The 16,811-nt window shown below is 54.9% G+C and carries 18 protein-coding genes; 1 reads left to right on the forward strand and 17 read right to left on the reverse strand.

What is annotated here, in order from left to right:
* Positions 1 to 18 precede the first annotated feature (18 nt).
* The 15 genes from crtD to B9Z40_RS03885 form a co-directional block, all read right to left on the reverse strand.
* Entirely contained in the window at positions 19 to 1,572 is a 1,554-nt protein-coding gene (crtD, locus tag B9Z40_RS03815) for a 1-hydroxycarotenoid 3,4-desaturase CrtD (protein ID WP_100171961.1), read from the reverse strand.
* Positions 1,565 to 1,924: a hypothetical protein gene (locus tag B9Z40_RS17320; RefSeq protein WP_233204774.1), complete on the reverse strand. Its 360-nt coding sequence runs from the start codon at positions 1,922 to 1,924 to the stop codon at positions 1,565 to 1,567. Before B9Z40_RS17320 ends, crtD begins: the two co-directional genes overlap by 8 nt.
* Positions 1,925 to 2,339: 415 nt before the next feature.
* Positions 2,340 to 3,359 (reverse strand): photosynthetic reaction center cytochrome PufC, encoded by a 1,020-nt coding sequence (pufC, locus tag B9Z40_RS03825; protein WP_100171963.1) that lies wholly within the window; start codon positions 3,357 to 3,359, stop codon positions 2,340 to 2,342.
* Positions 3,356 to 4,330: a photosynthetic reaction center subunit M gene (gene pufM / locus B9Z40_RS03830; RefSeq protein ID WP_100171964.1), complete on the reverse strand. Its 975-nt coding sequence runs from the start codon at positions 4,328 to 4,330 to the stop codon at positions 3,356 to 3,358. The genes pufC and pufM overlap by 4 nt, the downstream gene beginning before the upstream one ends.
* A 19-nt stretch (positions 4,331 to 4,349) precedes the next feature.
* Positions 4,350 to 5,177 carry a photosynthetic reaction center subunit L gene (gene pufL / locus B9Z40_RS03835; protein WP_100171965.1) on the reverse strand — a complete coding sequence of 276 codons (828 nt, stop codon included), beginning with the start codon at positions 5,175 to 5,177 and terminating at the stop codon, positions 4,350 to 4,352.
* Between the two features lie 119 nt (positions 5,178 to 5,296).
* Positions 5,297 to 5,491, reverse strand: a complete 195-nt coding sequence (locus tag B9Z40_RS03840; protein WP_100171966.1) for a light-harvesting protein — start codon at positions 5,489 to 5,491, stop codon at positions 5,297 to 5,299.
* Positions 5,492 to 5,505: 14 nt separating this feature from the next.
* A complete protein-coding gene (locus B9Z40_RS03845) occupies positions 5,506 to 5,730 on the reverse strand; it encodes a hypothetical protein (protein ID WP_100171967.1) in 225 nt (74 codons plus the stop codon).
* 23 nt (positions 5,731 to 5,753) lie between these two features.
* Positions 5,754 to 5,897, reverse strand: coding sequence for a light-harvesting antenna LH1, beta subunit (gene pufB, locus B9Z40_RS03850; protein ID WP_100171968.1), 144 nt, complete (start codon positions 5,895 to 5,897; stop codon positions 5,754 to 5,756).
* Between the two features lie 147 nt (positions 5,898 to 6,044).
* On the reverse strand, positions 6,045 to 7,511 hold the full coding sequence (gene bchZ / locus B9Z40_RS03855) for a chlorophyllide a reductase subunit Z (protein ID WP_100171969.1): 1,467 nt from the start codon (positions 7,509 to 7,511) through the stop codon (positions 6,045 to 6,047).
* Positions 7,511 to 9,076, reverse strand: a complete 1,566-nt coding sequence (gene bchY, locus B9Z40_RS03860) for a chlorophyllide a reductase subunit Y (RefSeq protein ID WP_100171970.1) — start codon at positions 9,074 to 9,076, stop codon at positions 7,511 to 7,513. Before bchY ends, bchZ begins: the two co-directional genes overlap by 1 nt.
* A gap of 4 nt (positions 9,077 to 9,080) precedes the next feature.
* Positions 9,081 to 10,091 (reverse strand): chlorophyllide a reductase iron protein subunit X, encoded by a 1,011-nt coding sequence (locus tag B9Z40_RS03865; RefSeq protein ID WP_100171971.1) that lies wholly within the window; start codon positions 10,089 to 10,091, stop codon positions 9,081 to 9,083.
* Positions 10,088 to 11,041, reverse strand: coding sequence for a chlorophyll synthesis pathway protein BchC (gene bchC / locus B9Z40_RS03870; protein WP_100171972.1), 954 nt, complete (start codon positions 11,039 to 11,041; stop codon positions 10,088 to 10,090). Before bchC (B9Z40_RS03870) ends, B9Z40_RS03865 begins: the two co-directional genes overlap by 4 nt.
* A gap of 60 nt (positions 11,042 to 11,101) precedes the next feature.
* Positions 11,102 to 12,289 carry a methyltransferase gene (locus B9Z40_RS03875; RefSeq protein ID WP_100171973.1) on the reverse strand — a complete coding sequence of 396 codons (1,188 nt, stop codon included), beginning with the start codon at positions 12,287 to 12,289 and terminating at the stop codon, positions 11,102 to 11,104.
* Positions 12,286 to 13,233 (reverse strand): polyprenyl synthetase family protein, encoded by a 948-nt coding sequence (locus B9Z40_RS03880; RefSeq protein ID WP_100171974.1) that lies wholly within the window; start codon positions 13,231 to 13,233, stop codon positions 12,286 to 12,288. The genes B9Z40_RS03875 and B9Z40_RS03880 overlap by 4 nt, the downstream gene beginning before the upstream one ends.
* Before the next feature lie 144 nt (positions 13,234 to 13,377).
* Positions 13,378 to 14,316: an alpha/beta fold hydrolase gene (locus B9Z40_RS03885; protein ID WP_100171975.1), complete on the reverse strand. Its 939-nt coding sequence runs from the start codon at positions 14,314 to 14,316 to the stop codon at positions 13,378 to 13,380.
* 148 nt (positions 14,317 to 14,464) lie between these two features.
* Here B9Z40_RS03885 and bchC (B9Z40_RS03890) point away from each other — a divergent pair, with 148 nt between their 5' ends.
* Complete coding sequence (gene bchC, locus B9Z40_RS03890) at positions 14,465 to 15,415, forward strand: chlorophyll synthesis pathway protein BchC (protein WP_100171976.1); 951 nt, start codon at positions 14,465 to 14,467, stop codon at positions 15,413 to 15,415.
* Positions 15,416 to 15,431: 16 nt separating this feature from the next.
* On the opposite strand, the gene B9Z40_RS03895 is transcribed toward bchC (B9Z40_RS03890), so the two are convergent.
* Positions 15,432 to 15,836, reverse strand: a complete 405-nt coding sequence (locus B9Z40_RS03895) for an RNA-binding S4 domain-containing protein (protein ID WP_100171977.1) — start codon at positions 15,834 to 15,836, stop codon at positions 15,432 to 15,434.
* A 7-nt stretch (positions 15,837 to 15,843) separates the two neighbouring features.
* Positions 15,844 to 16,806, reverse strand: coding sequence for an NAD-dependent epimerase/dehydratase family protein (locus B9Z40_RS03900; protein ID WP_100171978.1), 963 nt, complete (start codon positions 16,804 to 16,806; stop codon positions 15,844 to 15,846).
* Between the last annotated feature and the right edge of the window lie 5 nt (positions 16,807 to 16,811).

Raw genomic sequence — 16,811 nt, forward strand, 5'->3', positions numbered from 1 at the left:
CATGTTCGCCATCGTCACTCAGCGCATCGACATACCACCAGAGATAACCACCCGGTGGGACTTGTTGGTCAAACCGAGGTCCTCCATCAGCGTCGCGGCCGCCAATCGCCCCGACATGGCGGCCATCGGCACGCCCGGCCCCGGATGAACGCTCCCCCCCGCCGTGTAAAGGCCCGGCACTTTGCTGCGCGCAGACGGACGGCGAAAGGCCGACATCCAACCGTGGGTCGCTTGGCCATAAAGCGCTCCCCCACTGCCCGGAAAGAGATGGGCGAAGTCCTGGGGCAAGGTCCGAACCACTTGCTGAGGCGAGACGTCGATCTCCAAGCCACAGCGGCGCATCAGTGCCAAACTGCTCGATTCGCATGCTTGTATCTCCGATTTATTGAAAGAATGTGTGTCGCCATCAGCGGGTGCGTTGACCAGACAAAATAGGCGCTCCAATTCGTCCTGGGCCAATCCGCTGTCGTTGCGATCTTGCGCACACACATAAACAGTTCCTTGAGAAGGCAACTGGCGTTTGTGAAAAATATCTTCAAACTCTGCGCGGTAGTCTTGGTTGAAAAACACGTTGTGCCGCACCAAGGGAAAACCGCTGGTTTTTGCATGCATCGACAAGGTCATCGCCGAAAGAGACCTTTGATCTGGGCTCACAGCCTTAAAGCTTGGGCTGATGCTTTGACCCAGCATGCCCTTGGCCAATGCCGCCACATCGCCGTTGAAAATCACATGGTCAGCCGCCAAGTGTTCACCCGAAGAAAGCTCGACACCACTCACCCTGCCCTGCTGGGTTTGGATTTTGGTGCACGACACGCCATAACGTGCTTTGACACCGTGCTTTTCGCCTAAGTTGGCCAGGGCAGATGCCACTTGAAACATCCCGCCCTTGACGGACCAAACGCCATCCAATTCGACCTGCGCCACCAGCATGAGCGTGGCAGGGGCAGACCAAGGCGATGAACCGCAGTAGGTGGCATAACGGCCAAACAGCTGTTGCAAGCGCGGATCGTGAAAATGCCGACCCAAGCTGCGCCACAACGTGGCAAATGGGCCCAAGCCACTCAAAGTGGCCATGCCACTCAGGCCCAAATCGCCCACCATACTCAAGAGGCTCGGACGCTCACTGCGGATATAAGGTTTCTCCAGCGTGTCATACAAGCGGCGCGTTTGCTGGCAAAAGCCGAGGAACCGCCTCGCCTCTTGAGGACTGCTGAATTGTGCAATCGCATCGGCGGTGCGGCCTGTGTCCGAATACAAATCGAGTCTTTGAGGACTGGCATCCCAAGCATGCCTGGCGAGAACACCGATGGGCTCCAATTGCAAGATATCCTCGAGCGAGGTGCCCAGGTTTTCAAGCATTTGGTCCAGTACCCACCGCATCGTAAAGACCGTCGGGCCGCTGTCCACGCCGACACTGTTGACTTGGACTTGCCTGATTTTTCCGCCGGGTTGATGGGCGCTTTCCACCAAAGTGACATCGAGGCCACGGTGCGCCAGAACCAAGGCGCTGACCAAACCACCTATGCCAGCGCCCACCACCACCACCCGGGGTGTTCGCATGATTTCATTCATAGTGTTTGCCCTGCCATTGCCCGTGAACCCTCAAAGGCACAAAACGGGCAAACATGGATTCAGAAAAATAGCCGTGCTGTTGCGCCGCTTGAATGGCCTCAAGGTGCGCACCCGTTCGCGCGTAAGCATTCATGTCGGCCAAGCCATCCCATAGGCTGAACGTGGCTTGTCGGAAGAACGGTGCCTCACCCAAGCCAACCGCCAACTGACACCCCTTGGCCCCCTCGAGTGATGTTTGTGAAGGTGGCGCATGACGCCAAAATGCATGGGCTTTGCTGAACTTGATCGAAGCTCTGGTCAGTGCGGCAACAGGACCTTGTATCGGTGGCTCGGTATTGGCTTGAAAGCTCATGCCATCCCAGCTGCCACGGCAAGAAAATGTTTTCAAAGTTGCCCAACAAAACTCTTGCGATCGCTCTTGATATGCGTGAAAAAGAGGCGAGTGATCAATGAAATCTTGCGCTGCGTGAAAAGACTCAAACAAGGCAAAAACACCTTGACGCGAGGGACTGGGCCGCAAGCCAAAGCCGCCCTCAAAACCACTGCCCAATACTTTTGAAAACAGCAAACCTGGAATACCTTCCAAGGCTCGAGGCCCCCGCACAATCCGAGACCAACCCCACAGCCTTGAGGCCTGGGCAATGTCTGCCAACAAGACAACGGCCGTTTGGTCGTTAACACTTGCTTGCTGTTCATTGCGCATGTCTGAATTCCCAATAAAAAAAGGCCTGACCCACAAGGGGTGCAGGCCTTGTGAGTTTCAGAGTTTAAGGCTTGGCTAAAACTTGGAGCTCAGGATAGTCTTTGGCCATCTGCGCACCATAAAGTGGCTTGAATGCACCTTGGTGGCAAGTGGTGCAATTGACCTTGGCCACATCGCCTTTGGGACCTAAACGATGCGCTGGAAAGGTCTCGGTCAAAGGCGTCATGTAGTCGTTGTTCAACTCGCGAGCCATCCGAATACCATGCCATGCGGTGACACGTTGTGGTCTGGATTCCTCCCAGGATTGGAAGTTGCGCGTGTTGTGGCAATACGTGCAGTTCACGCCCAAGGACTCTGACATGTGCACCATCAAGGAGTACGTGTACTCCGCTTGCTTGGTCGATGCACGGTTGGCGTTTGCACCCACACCGGCCATGGCTTCATTGCCATTGACACGGATAGGCGCTGCGTCCTTCAGGAAGGGTGTGAAAGAATCAAACGGCAGCGAGGTCAACCCAGCTTCTTTGGTGGCAATGTTTTGCCCCGCCAAATCGCCCAACAAGCTGTTCGCATACTTGCGGTCTTTGGGCTCAGTCCAAACTTGCGTCGGAATGTTGTTGCCGCGGTGACAGGTATAACAAGTCACACCCGTGTCCGCAACGTGCGTCTTCCAGTCCTGATTGACCTTCTGAGTCATTTCAATCATCCGCCTTGCCACAACCTTGGTGTACTTGGTGTCTTCAGCAAAGTTTTGAAGGTTATGACAATAAGCACAACCCTGATCGGGTGCGACCCACTGCGTGATGGCCGCCATTTGACGGTTGAATTGACCCACACTCAAATCGCCCAGAACTTTGACGTTCTGATAAACCTGATTGGCTTTTGGACCATCCGCCGATGCAGCATCTGCCGCGACGGGTGCTTGGTTCAAAGCCGCTTCCTTGGCCAAGGTTCGGGGGTTGTAGATTTGTTCCATGCCCGTGCCACGGAATCCAGTTTGAACCGTTTCAATCGGAGGCCGTTCGCAGCCCGAAAGCATCGCGACGGCACCCAGGAAAAGCGCTAATTTAGTCATCAATTTCATGGCTTCACTCCCATCAATGCAGGATCAACCACGATGGGGCTGCCCAAGGGGTAGGCAGGCACAACATGGTGTTTGACCGACCACAAGTACCAGTTGTCCACCACCGTGCCAGTGAGCAAAATACCCACACCACCGACCAATGGACACAACACAGCAAACCACCAAGCCCAACGGTGAATGGACTCCATCGTGGCATTGAAGCCCATGGTCCACCGCCAGAACAAACCAGCACGCTCAGAGGCCGTACCACGGTCCACAATTTGTTCAATCTCGCGCTCTCCGCCATAACGGGTCACCGCCAAAATGGTGGCACCGTGCATGGCAAACAGCAGCACCGATCCATACAAGAAGACAATCGACAAGGCATGGAAGGGGTTGTAAAACAAATTGCCATGACGCAGAGACAAGGCAGATACCCAGTCAAGGTGGGGGAAGATACCAAACGGCACCGCCTCTGACCAACTGCCCATCATGATGGGGCGGAACAATCCACACACCAAGTACAACCAAATGGCTGCTGCATAGGCCCAGGCCACATGTGTTCCCAAGCCCAATTGACGAGCACGCCGGTAAGTTCGTGCCCACCAAAGCATGATGGACGTGGTCAGCATGAAGCCAACAATGAGCCACCACCCACCTTGTTTAAGCGGTGGAATGCTCAATCCGTATGCCGGAGGTGGTGGTTCAAGCGCAAGCCAGAACAACTGACGGATCAACTGGATGGGGTTCCAGTCGACAGAGGCCAACATGTTGAAACCAATAATGTTGAAGGCCAACATGCCGAAGAGCAAAGATGCCACACCCAGCGTACCCAAATAGACAGGTCCGATCTGGGCATTTCCGATGCGCCCTAACAGGTGCATCAAGAATGGTTTGCCGGTTCGCTTGAAGTCCCCGCGCGGTAGTTCAACGCCATCGTGCAAGGGCCCTACGGGCTGCACGGAGGTGAAAAGATTCTGATACTGAGCCATTTCAATTCCTCTCTATGAATCAAGTGCGCCAGATGGGCATGTTGAGCCACCAGCTCCACCATTCAGGCCAAGCGCCGGTCCAAAATGGTCCGCTGACGACGATGCAGACAATGCCAAACCAAACACCTGCAAGTGCCAAGAACAAGCCCAAACGGTGAATGCCCAAAGTGCCCACCGAATAACCAATCAGGTCTCGGAAGAACGTGTCTTCGTGCTCTGGCGATTTCACCGTCTCGCCTTTTCCTGGGTTGGTGGCTGAAAGCACCAAGCCGCCGTGCATCGACAGTGAAAGCACCGTTGCAAAGAAAAAGGTGACGGCAATCATGTGCCACGGGTTGTAGTGAAAATGCAGGTACTGATAAGCCGTATTGCTCACCCAATCCAAGTGGCTGTAAATGCCATAGGGGAAAGCATGTCCCCAAGCACCCATGAGCACGGGGCGCACCACTTGCAAACTGAAATAAGCCAAGATGGCCATGCTGAAAGCCACAGGCACATGCAAGCCCATGCCTAATTTTCGGCAGATCTCAACTTCTCGCAGCGCCCAAGAGACAAATGAACCCAAGGCACACACTGTGATGAGTTGCCACAGACCACCTTCCATCATGGGCGCAAAACGCAAGCCATAAGAAATATCAGGTGGTGCAATGTTGATTTGCCAGACGTTCCAGGTGGGCCCCATGGCCGCGCCCCACAAAATCATCATGGTGCCCGAGAGGGCAAAAAACAAGGTTGTGATTCCGAAGAATCCAACGTAAAAAGGACCGACCCAGAAATCAAACAGGTCGCCCCCAAAAAGAGTACCGCCGCGCACACGGTATTTGCGTTCAAAACTTAACATGGACATGGTTGCATCCTCCGACCGGTGACTGTTTGTGAGGTCTAGGCTTCAAATTGACAAATCAAATAACAGACGTACGGTTCAATTGAACCAAGTACGTCTGTTTGAATAAAGACCAATGGTCCTTACTTTTGCGGCAGAGCCGCGTTCTGAGGCTGAGCTTTCGCTGCCATCTTGGCCGTATCGGGATGCCAGTTGTTGATGCTGTAACGATCGCCACTGATTTGAATCAGGTGAATCGTTGTTGAGACAAAAGCAATCAAGAGTCCAACACCGAGAATCGCGACTCGCGGATCTATCACACGCCAAATGCGCCACATAGTAATTTCCTTTATTAAATAACCTGAGAAATGACGGTATGCACAGAAGCACTCACGCCTTCAAACATGGTCATCGATTTTTCCGCTCCAGGGAGCCAAATGCGCCAATCAATAAAGAACATTTGGCCAACAAAAGCGATCACAATGAACATCGTGAAGAGCAAAACAAAAATCATCCAATAACCTTCGTAATGGTCAATCGGATCACTGTTTGTTTTGACATCGTTAGGGTTCGTCATACATACCTCCTTTTTTGGTTCTTTTAGAACCAGGGACGCCAGATCCACACCAAGCTGTGGGCGAAGAAAGCTCCTGCGGCCCACAACAGGTAACCCTGTATGAAGTACGTATGGAACTCTTGGGCTTCTTCGTCTGTCAGCCCTGAAGGGTTAGCTGCATCAGTCATAGTTCATGCCTCTTTTTAAATGCCTTTCGGCAACTCCCTGAACCCTTGCGAGTTCAGGACGGACTGTTGTGGCTTTGACACCGCAACAGGTGGACCCTCGGCCAGGCCGAAGGATTGATCGGATCGGCGAATTCCAGTTCACATCTTTCATGCATGTGCCCCTTCGTTCGCTTTGCCGAACAATTCAGTGAATCTTTCTGCTTCGACATGAGAGCGGCCGGTTTCCCGTGCATCCCGCTCTGCTTGGTCGCGCATGCGCTTGGCGGCTGAAATTCGAACCAATACAGGTTGCTGTTCCAGCAATGCGTCTAATCTGTCTTGTGCCTCAGGCTCCCACGGTACGGTGGTGTTGGGTGCAGAGCGGCCCAAGGTGCCTTCGATCTTGTCCATCTCTGTTCCCAATGGCAGGATGTGGAACAGCGCATCAAAAAGACCGTTACAAAATTCTTGGATGATGTACGTGGCACCGGCATAACCCATGAAGGGCGTTCCCGTATGACGGCGAATGATGGGCAAGGGAAAACTGGCTGGGATGAAGCTGGTTTTCATCATGCCGCCGCCGCCACACTCTGCCAAATAAATGCGCTCGTTGTAGCTGCCGTACAAGATGAGCGGCGTTTTTTCGGTGACCAGTTTGCGCACTTCGGCGTTGTCGGTTTTGGCACCCGCAATCCGAGATATCGCAAAGTTGCAAGGCAGCCCCATTTCGTCTTCTAGGAAATGGCGGATACCACGCGTGTAGGTTTCGTTGGCCACCACGCCAAAGTTGGCGGTGCCAAAAAAGTCTTGTGTCACTGAGCGCCACAAATCCCAGATGGGTTTGATGGTGCTGTGCTTTTCTCGTTCAATGAAAGGCTCTGGATCGAGGCCGAGCAACTCACCCAAAGAACGCAAGAATTTGGTGGTGCTGTGCAAACCGATGGGCGCTTGCAAATAAGGGCGCTCTAGGGCCTCACACAACATGCGGCCGAATTCGCGGTACATGCAAATGTTCACATCGGCTTCGACCAATCGCGACACATCCGCGACGTGTGAACCCAAAGGAAAGACCATGTTGACGTCGGCGCCAATGCCTTGCACCAGGCGGCGAATTTCAGCCAAATCACTGGGCGAGTTGAAGGTGCCGTAGCTAGGGCCAATGATGTTGACACGAGGACGCTCGCCCTCTTTGCGCTCACGCTTGGGCACATGCTTGATGCCGTACTGCTGCCAGAGCCAGTACATGGCGCGGTTGGCACATTGCCATTGGTCTTCGTCGATGGTGCGCGGCAAAAAGCGTTGTAGGTTGGTGCCTTCCGGCGTCACGCCGCCACCAATCATTTCTGCAATGGAGCCTGTCACCACCACAGAGGGCAGATCGGGGTTGAGCGTGGCGTGTGCGCGGCGCATGGCGCCTTCGGTGCCTTCACGGCCCAATTGTTCTTCTGCCAAACCCGTCACCACAATGGGCAACTCATGGGGCGGCAGTGCATCGGTGTAATGCAGCACCGAAGTGACAGGCAAGTTCTCGCAGCCCACAGGGCCGTCAATGACAACTTGCAAGCCTTTGATGGCGGTGAACACATACACTGCACCCCAATAGCCGCCTGCGCGATCGTGGTCAAGAACTAGCATCAGATCATGGCCTCCGCTTTACGTTTTTTGGCTTGCTTTTCGAGCTGCCGACGTGTTTCGGCTTCAAACTCCGGGCGGTTTTGCGGCACGCCGTGTGAAGCTTCCCAAACACCTGCGGCATGGCCGCTACCGGTGTCGCCAAAGAAAGCTTTCATTTCGTCGAAGCGCGACTTGTTGGCAATGGCGCCATTGATCACTTGCGCCAACGAACCCGCACCTGCTGGCCCCATCAAGGGACGGGCAGAAATGAGGTTGGTGAAATACAGGCTCGGAATGCTGAGCTCTTTGGCTGCTTGCACCACCGGTGTGGTGCCAATCGCCAAATCGGGCTTCCACTCGTGCATGGCGGCCAGGTCTTGTTCAAGCGAGGCACGGTATTGAACGTGCACACCGCGTGCTTGCAACCATTCACAGTCACCAGCACTCCAAGGCGTTTTGGGGCAAGCGGTGCCGACGTATCGCAGATCGGCGCCACTTTCCACCAGCAAACGTGCCACCAACAACTCAGAGCCTTCATAACCACTGAGGGTGATTCGACCTTTGATGGGTGACTTGGCCAAGCCGGCTTTGATGGCACCCAACATGATATTTTTGACCATGTCGATTTTGGCTTGCGGCACATTGGCCGCATTGCCGATGGCTTGTAACCAAGCTTCTGTGCCGTCATGGCCGACTGGGGCCGAACCCACAATGGGGCGCCCTGCCGCTTCGAATTCGCGGATGCTGGCGGTGTAAAACGGGTGGATGGCTGCAACCGCCGTGCAATCGAGCGCCGCATACAGTTCACGCCATTCGCGTGTAGGCACCACAGGGCCGGCAGCAAGGCCCATCGGTTCGAGCATGCGCCCGATGATCATGGGGTCTGCCGGGAACATTTCACCGATCATGGTGATGGTGGGCTTTTCGGAGCGGCCTGTGCGCGGCGCTTGAACGGGACCTGCCAAGATTTCTTCGCGTGCATATTTCAGCATGGCGCCAGCCAACACATCTTTGGCCTCTGCGTGCGTGGGCACACCAAACCCGGGCACATCCACGCCAATGATGCGAACACCGTTGATCTCTTTGGGCAGCAATTGCAGTGGCACACCACTGGCTGTGGGCACGCACAAATTGATGATCACAATGGCGTCGTATTTCTCAGGATCGGCCTGGTCGTAGACAGACTCTCGAATGTCTTCGAACAACTTGCCCGTCACCAAGGACTCGGAGTTGAAAGGCACGTAACCGACACTGCGGCGCGCACCGTAGAAATGCGAGGTGAAAGTCAGGCCATACACGCAACAAGCTGAACCCGACAAAATGGTGGCGGTGCGGCGCATGCGAAGACCCACACGCAGTGAACCAAATGCAGGACACATGCTTTGCGGCTGATCGTGCGGGCCCGCTTTGGGGTCCACTGGATAGTCCTTGGCGTATTGCGCCAGCACCTCAGATTTGCCCGAGGCTTTGGCTGCCGCCAACATTTTTTCGCCGCCAGAATGGCAGCCCATGCCATCACCCTCGATGGTGGTGCTCATGCCTGCAGGTGCTTGCGAGGCTGGGACGATAGGGATGGTTTTGCTCATGGCGTCAAACTTCGTCGTACACCACTTCGAGCGTGGGCTTGCTGGTGTCTGTTTTGCCGCACATGTCAAATTGGGTGGCAGGCTCCAGCACCACATCGCGACCCACGGCCGAAGCGGCAAACAAGCCCAGCAACTGGTCTTGTGTCATGGGGTTCGGACGAATCGGCACCGAGGTGGCCACATTGGCGGCCAACTCAGAAAACATGGGGCCCCATACCGAGTCTGGGCGACCAATGATTTCGTAACTGGCACTCTTTCTGCGAATGTCTTCGTTGGCCGGGATGGTGGACAAGACGGGAATGCCCACCTTCTCTGCAAAGTTGGCCGCCTCGCCTGTGCCGTCGTCGCGGTTGATCACCATGCCGGCCACACCCACATTGCCGCCGAGCTTGCGGAAATACTCCACCGCTGAGCACACGTTGTTGGCCACATACAGGGACTGCAAATCGTTGCTGGCCACCACAATCACTTTTTGGCACATGTCGCGTGCAATGGGCAAACCAAAGCCCCCGCAAACCACGTCACCCAGGAAGTCGAGCAAGACATAGTCAAAGCCCCACTCGTGAAAGCCCAGCTTTTCGAGCAACTCAAAGCCGTGAATGATGCCGCGACCGCCGCAGCCGCGACCGACTTCTGGCCCACCCAGTTCCATGGCGTAAACGCCATCGCGTTTGAAGCAGACATCACCAATGGCCACCGCCTCACCCGCGAGTTTTTTCTTCGATGAAGTTTCAATGATGGTGGGGCATGCGCGGCCACCAAACAACAAGCTGGTGGTGTCGCTTTTTGGATCACAACCGATCAACAAAACTTTTTTGCCCTGTTGCGCCATCATGTAACTGAGGTTGGCCAACGTGAAACTTTTGCCGATACCGCCCTTGCCATAAATGGCAATGATTTGGGTTTCTTTGGTGGGTACGTCTGTACTCACAGCATCATTGGGCAAAGCTGCCTCTTGACGCAAGCGATCCACAAATTGGATCGCTTGTTCGTTGGAAGTTGATTGATTTTTCATGCGTGAGCGCTCCAGTCCAAAACCATCTTGAGACAAGAAACATCACCAAACGCCGTCTCATAGGCAGCGTTGGCTGATTGAAAGGCTTGCACATGTGTGATCAAGCCTTTGAGGGAAAGTTGGCCCTTGTTCACCAGTTCATTGACTGCCAACAAATCATTCCTTTGCCATTCAGCGGCCACCCGAATTCGGGCTTCACGCGTGAATGCGGGGGGATAGGAGAACTGAAGACCGTTTTTATAAAAACCCGCCAACACGACTTCGCCGCCAGGGCGAATGCGCTGAATCAGTTGATCCAATTGACCTGTGTTGCCACTGACGTCGTAAATGGCTTGGTAGTCTTTGCGTGGGTCATCCTCTGGAGAAATGACCTCATAACCCTGAGCACCTTTGGCAATTTCCGCTTGTGTTTCCCAAACGGTTGGTGGTGGGCATCCGGCGGCAACGGTGAGTCGCGCCAACAAACGGCCCATCACACCATGGCCAATGATCAGATCGGGTGGGGTGAAGGGTTCATGGGTGCCGCCGCCCGAGACCGCGTGGTATGCGGTAGCAGCCAGCGCCAGCAGGACAGCCTCAACGCCCAATTCATCCGAAACAGGCAGCACCAGTTGATCTGACACCACCAAGCGCGATGCAGCACCGCCATACATGCTCTTGAAACCCGAGAAGCAATTGGCCCCAGGCACAAAAACCATTTCACCTTCTTTGATCTTTGCGCCTTTGTGCGCTTTGACCACCCGCCCAAAAGTTTCAAACCCCGGGATAAGGGGATAGCCAATGGCAGGGAAGGCGGACACGCCTGCATCCCACAAGACGCTCTCAGCAGCGGTACTGATGCCACTGTATTCAACCGCCACTTCCAACTGACCCGCTTGCAGGTTTGGCAGCTCGAGCGCCTGCAAGGAGAGTTGTTTCGGTTTGTCGAAAACGACGGCGATGGATTTCATGACTGTATTTTTCACCTTACACAACAAAACGTCAAGCTTGATTTACATCAATGCGTCAATTTAGGGTAAACACTTATCTTTTCGACCCAAAAGAATTTGCGCATGGATAGGCATGTTGTTGGGCAGCTTCTCGATCACGACGAAACCAGCCTTGCTCATCATCTGCATCAACTCTTCAGGCGTTCTGAGGCGGCCAGCCCCCATGGCGAGCAAATAAAAATGGAAATACGCATCGGTTTGTTGCGGCCCATAAGCACTTTGGGATTGGCTTTGCGCCATCGGCTCGGCCAAGAGCAAGGTGCCACCGACGGGCAGTGCGTCGTGTATTTTTTGCAACAACTGCTGAACCACCTCATCCGGATGGTCATGCGCCACACGCACCAAAGTCACCAAATCCGCACCTTGCGGCAAGGTGTCGTGCAAAAAGTTGCCTGGAGACAAGGTCAATCGATCCAGCAGGCCTTTGCTCTGAAAAGTGGCCTTGGCCAACTCCAGCACTGGCGGCAAATCAAACAATTGGAGTTTCAGATGTGGCGCATGCAAGGCCAGTTCACTGGCGAATCGGCCTTTGCCTGCGCCTACATCCATGACACAGCTGTGTTCATCGAAATAGTAGGAACCCAAAATCTCTTGAACAACGAACTCTTGCGAGGACGCCATCAAATCTGAATAGCGACTGAACTTGTCTTGAGCGGCTCTTTCTGCCGCTTGTTCATCGTGTGCGTAGGGCCAATAGTCGGCCATGGTTCCCAGCCAAGCATTGTTTAAAAAACCCAAGGGGTCTTGCATGTCGCGGTAGAGCAAGTGGTTGTGCTCGACCATGGCCCCAATACCCGGATGCATGGCCAAAGGAACGCCCAAGGCACCCAATCCAAAACGCTGCTGACTTCGGCGCTCCAACAGCCCCAAAGAAACCGCGGACAACAACAAACGCTGCAACGCCTGTTCAGACAGCTTGGTTTGAAGCGCTATTTGCTGGAGGTCCAGTGGCCTTTGGTAAAGCATTTTGAACAGGTCCAGGCGAACACAACCCAACAGGACTTGCGAGTAAACAAAACCCGACATCAGGTCGAAAATTTGTTGTGTTCGGCGCTTGGTGATCCACCGGGTCAAGGGATTGCTCAAAGACCACTGGTACAGCTTCGGGCTGGCGTAAAGCCGCTCCAGCCATTGCAGCAAGCGGTCCTGCCAAGTGGTCACTTCCATCAGCCCATTGGGCATTCCATCGAGGTTCATGGGTTTGGTCATGGCGATGTTTGCCCTTGTTGAATGCTCTTGTTCGGGTTCGCACGGGGCTTTGATGGGTTCGCACTGCCAGCGCGTTTTCGATAGTCTTCGCACATCGATTTGGGCACCAAACGCTGAGACTCCAACAAGACCAATTGCTTGAGCATGTCTTTGCAGGCGCACTCTGGAATGGCATTTCCAGCCTGGCCAATCAAGTAATCAAAGTGCTGGATGGCCCCCTCCAAACCCAAGGCCTGGGCTGAGCTGGGCCGTTCGTTCAGCTTGTCTTGCCCGACTGGTTTGCCCAGCATGTCAATGTCGCCCAGTACATCGCGGATGTCGTCTGCAACTTGATACGCTTCACCCAAGTAGGCCCCGAGTGATGCCCACGGCGCGGGTGAGTGACCGCTTGCAATAGCGCCTGCAGATGTGGCGGATACAAACAAAGCACCTGTTTTGGATCGCTGGTAGTGAGCCAAGTCTGCAGAGGTTTCGCACTCCCATGCTTGACCCGCCACAATGCCATTGGGCAGCCCCACGCCGCGCGACAGGTTGTCCATCAGTGCAATCAACCGTTCCGGGTGCTGCCTTCCGGCGTTGATCAACACTTGGTAGGCCATGACAATCAATCCGTCACCTGCCAACAAAGCCAAAGGCTCACTGAAGGCTTTGTGAACCGTGGGGATTCCCCTTCGGAAGTCGGCATTGTCAAAGGCGGGCATGTCGTCATGCACCAATGACGCACAGTGCATCAATTCCAAGGCCACCGCTGCGGCGTTGGTCAACTCGGGGGCATCATCGCCACATGCTGTGGCCACAGCCAAACAAAGCTGCGGACGAATCCTGGCGCCGCCTGAAAACACCGCGTAATGCATCGCGGCTTGCAACAGGGGCGGTGCGCCCGAACCTGCGGCCGTGGCAAAGTGTGATTTCAGCGCCTCTTCGGCCCGGTTCAATAGACTCATACACCCCCCTTGTGAAGGAATCTGCCACCATCAAATGGACAGATCAGGGTGTCAATATAACATTACAGTTTAAAAAGTAAATACAGGGTGACACTTTACCCAGCCATGTCCATCCACCCATGAGTCAGCCCTGTGCAGCAAGCGTCAGAGGGTTGAAGTTAAAAACTCAGTCACCTGCCGCAAACCCACTTCGGGTTGCTCTTCTTGAATCAAATGGCCTAAATTGGGCAAAAGGACTGTTTTCGAAACCGGCAAAACGCCCGCGTAACTTTTGGCATTGCTGCTGGGAATCAGCCGATCTTGCTCACCCCAGATGAGCAAAGTGGGGGCCGTTATTCTTTTCAGGCGCGGCACGGGATCGGTGTAAACGGTTTGATTCCCCCGATCCAGAATGGCGGCCCGCACACCCGGGGCCCTGAGCATGTCGTAGTACCGGTTGACCAAATGGTCGGTCAGCGCATTGGTGTTGAAAAATGCAGGCTCTATGGATTTGCGAACCAATAACTTGGGCAAACAAAACTTCATCAAGCCCATGACTGAAGGCATTTCATAAGGCTTGCTGCCAATGTCCTTGGCATCGGGGAAACCATCGGGCGCCATCAGGACCAAGGCCTTCACGCGATCTGGCTCGGCCGCAGCAAGGCCCCAAGCCATTTTTCCGCCCATAGAGTGCCCGATGACTGAAAAGCTCGACAAGCCCAATTTGTTGACAAAGCGCGTCAATGTGGCGAGATCGTTTTTCTCAGAATAATCATTCACAGGACTTGGGCCTGTGAGGCCAAACCCAGGCAAATCCAGCCTGATGACACGAAAATTTTGCTCCAGCTGGCTCGACCACACATCCCAGGTTTGCAAACTGGAACCAAACCCGTGAAGCAAAAGCAGAACGGGCCCATCGCGAGGGCCAGTGTCTTTGTAATGGATGTTGAGTCCATCAACGTCCACAACTTGCTGGTAAGCGGCGCTGTAACGCAGCTTGAGCTCGGAAGACGGGATGTCGGGTGCCCACAAACCATAAAGCGCACCGGCAGATAAAACAACACTGGCCAACAAAACGACACCCCGGTTAAAAAATTGATACATGCGATGACGAGCTTGCCAACTTGAATTTGCCGATCATGATGGATATCCTTATTTTTGAACAGCCGCGTCCATGTCATTGGACAATTTTTACATCTTGACTGTCACATCATTTTGACACTCATCCTCCATTTCAGTCAGAATTGAGCGCATGAAAGCCAAAGCCATTGTTTTTGAAGCGCCCAAATCCTTGCAAGTTCGCGAACTTGAACTTGCCCCCATGGGCCCACTTGATTTAGAGGTTGAAGTCTCTTTCAGTGGCATCAGCACGGGGACTGAACGCTTGTTGTGGGAAGGCACCATGCCGCCTTTTCCTGGCTTGGCTTACCCCTTGGTCCCCGGTTACGAGACCGTTGGCACCATCGTCAATTTGGGCGCCGATGTTTCTGGTTTGCAAAAAGGCGATCAGGTGTTTTTGCCAGGGTCCTATGCCTTTCTAGGAGTTCAAAACCTGTTTGGCGGATCGGGCTCTCGCTTGGTCGTGCCGCATGACCGAGCCGTCAAGCTTGACCCGTCTCTGGGCAACAAAGGCGTTCTTTTGGCTTTGGCAGCCACGGCGCACCATGTTTTCACCGTGGGTCGTGAAAGTACCCATTTGGCCTACCCTGACTTGATCATTGGCCACGGCATCATGGGCAGGTTGTTGGCACGCATGGTCGTTGCAGCTGGAAAACCAGCACCTGTGGTTTGGGAAACACAAGCGGTTCGACAAGCGGGTGCCTTAGGCTACGACGTGATTCACCCTGACCAAGACACCCGCAAAGATTACCGTTGCATCTGCGATGTCAGTGGGGACGCCAGCATTTTGAACCGTGTCATTCCCAAAATGGCACCCGGTGGTGAAGTGGTTCTGGCGGGCTTTTACAAACAAGACCTGTCTTTTGCCTATGCCCCGGCCTTCATGCGAGAAGCCAGCATACGTGTCGCTGCCCAATGGAAAAAACACGATCTGGATGCCGTTGTGGCCATGTTCCACGATGGCAGTTTGCCGCTCGAAGGCCTCATCACCCACACCGAAAAAGCGGCACAGGCGCAGCAGGCCTACGAAGTCGCTTTTGGTGATCCGGAATGTTTGAAGATGGTGATCGATTGGCGCGAGTAAGGTTCCCTCCAGGGGTTCACCAAACGGCTTTTGCGCTCCAACGGTCATCCCAATCTTTTTGAATCTGCCTGCGGTCGTGCTTGGTGGGGCGGCCTTGTTCAATGCTCAGGGCAGGTTCGCGGGCCAAGCGGTTCATCTCGGCGGCTTTTTGGCGCAGCGTGATGCTCTCGGCGGTTTCTTCGTAAAGCAACTGCGCAGCAGGTGCCGGGCCACGCACCCCGCTCACGCCCAAGACCTGCACCGTGCTCTGCACAGCACCTTGGCGCAACTGCACCGTATCGCCCGCTTTCACTTCACGCGAAGCCTTGGCATTTTGGCCATTGACCTGGACTCGGTTTTTGCCGATCTCGTCACTGGCGATGCTGCGGGTCTTGAAAAAACGTGCAGCCCAAAGCCATTTGTCGATGCGTTGCGTATTCATGAAGGTCTCACTGCCCTGTTGGAAACAATGCGCCCTGCAGGCTCAAGCCGTCTCGAACATGGGGGTAACGCAGCTTGAGCCTCAGCTCTTGTTTCATGCGTGTATTGTCCAGACGCCGTGATTCGTTCATGAAACTCAGCAGCATCAAGGGCAAGGCCGTGTTGGCATCGCTGCGCGAAATTCGCGGCGGCTTGGGCAAACCGTACAAGCTGGCAGCCAAGTCGAAATAATCGCCCATCTTCAGGTCGGTATCGTCCGTGACGTTGACCATGCGCTGGGGCTTGCCACGCCACAAAGCGGCTGCACAAGCCAGCGCCAGATCGTTGGCATGGATGTGGTTGGTATAGACGTCTTCTTTGGCCACCAGCACGGGTGTGCCCTTGAGCAAGCGCCCTCGCGGCGTGCCGCCTTCGCGGTCGGGGGCGTAAATGCCGGGAATGCGCAAGACGCTGACCCGCACACCGCTGCGGCCCAAAAAACGCATCAGATTTTCGGCGTCCACCCGGCGCTGTGCGCGGGGGGTATGGGGGTTCACGGCACGGGTTTCGCTCACGCGCTGGCCACCACAATCGCCATAAACGCCCGTGGTGGAGCCATAGACCAACGCTTGGGGTGGTGTGCGCAAGCGCAAGACACGCACCAAGGCCAGGCTGCGCGGGTCGCGCTCAGACTCGCCCCTTCGGTCTGTCGGGGGTGGGGCCAAATGAATCACCCGGTGTGCCAGCCCCGCCAGGCGCTGGAGGCTGTGCGCATCGTCCAGATTACCGACCAAAGGGGTGATGCCACAGGCCCGCAGCAGGGGCACTCGTTCAGGCGATGAGGTCAAAGCCATCACGCGCACGCGCCGGCTTCCAGCTGCACCCAACTGACCTGCCGTGCGCAATCCCACATCGCCACAGCCCACGATCAGCAAACGTTGGCGACGGAAGCGGGCAGGCAGTGCACCCAGGGGGGGTTGGTTTGAAGGCAAAATCA

Origin of the sequence: Limnohabitans sp. 15K (assembly GCF_002778285.1) — a bacterium.
Lineage (GTDB): Bacteria > Pseudomonadota > Gammaproteobacteria > Burkholderiales > Burkholderiaceae_C > Limnohabitans_A.

Excerpts from the sequence above, each read along its gene's own strand:
- crtD (WP_100171961.1), bottom strand. The coding sequence starts at position 1,572 with ATGAATGAAATCATGCGAACACCCCGGGTGGTGGTGGTGGGCGCTGGC.
- B9Z40_RS17320 (WP_233204774.1), bottom strand. The coding sequence starts at position 1,924 with ATGAGCTTTCAAGCCAATACCGAGCCACCGATACAAGGTCCTGTTGCC.
- pufC (WP_100171963.1), bottom strand. The coding sequence starts at position 3,359 with ATGAAATTGATGACTAAATTAGCGCTTTTCCTGGGTGCCGTCGCGATG.
- pufM (WP_100171964.1), bottom strand. The coding sequence starts at position 4,330 with ATGGCTCAGTATCAGAATCTTTTCACCTCCGTGCAGCCCGTAGGGCCC.
- pufL (WP_100171965.1), bottom strand. The coding sequence starts at position 5,177 with ATGTCCATGTTAAGTTTTGAACGCAAATACCGTGTGCGCGGCGGTACT.
- B9Z40_RS03840 (WP_100171966.1), bottom strand. The coding sequence starts at position 5,491 with ATGTGGCGCATTTGGCGTGTGATAGATCCGCGAGTCGCGATTCTCGGT.
- B9Z40_RS03845 (WP_100171967.1), bottom strand. The coding sequence starts at position 5,730 with ATGACGAACCCTAACGATGTCAAAACAAACAGTGATCCGATTGACCAT.
- pufB (WP_100171968.1), bottom strand. The coding sequence starts at position 5,897 with ATGACTGATGCAGCTAACCCTTCAGGGCTGACAGACGAAGAAGCCCAA.
- bchZ (WP_100171969.1), bottom strand. The coding sequence starts at position 7,511 with ATGCTAGTTCTTGACCACGATCGCGCAGGCGGCTATTGGGGTGCAGTG.
- bchY (WP_100171970.1), bottom strand. The coding sequence starts at position 9,076 with ATGAGCAAAACCATCCCTATCGTCCCAGCCTCGCAAGCACCTGCAGGC.
- B9Z40_RS03865 (WP_100171971.1), bottom strand. The coding sequence starts at position 10,091 with ATGAAAAATCAATCAACTTCCAACGAACAAGCGATCCAATTTGTGGAT.
- bchC (WP_100171972.1), bottom strand. The coding sequence starts at position 11,041 with ATGAAATCCATCGCCGTCGTTTTCGACAAACCGAAACAACTCTCCTTG.
- B9Z40_RS03875 (WP_100171973.1), bottom strand. The coding sequence starts at position 12,289 with ATGACCAAACCCATGAACCTCGATGGAATGCCCAATGGGCTGATGGAA.
- B9Z40_RS03880 (WP_100171974.1), bottom strand. The coding sequence starts at position 13,233 with ATGAGTCTATTGAACCGGGCCGAAGAGGCGCTGAAATCACACTTTGCC.
- B9Z40_RS03885 (WP_100171975.1), bottom strand. The coding sequence starts at position 14,316 with ATGTATCAATTTTTTAACCGGGGTGTCGTTTTGTTGGCCAGTGTTGTT.
- bchC (WP_100171976.1), top strand. The coding sequence starts at position 14,465 with ATGAAAGCCAAAGCCATTGTTTTTGAAGCGCCCAAATCCTTGCAAGTT.
- B9Z40_RS03895 (WP_100171977.1), bottom strand. The coding sequence starts at position 15,836 with ATGAATACGCAACGCATCGACAAATGGCTTTGGGCTGCACGTTTTTTC.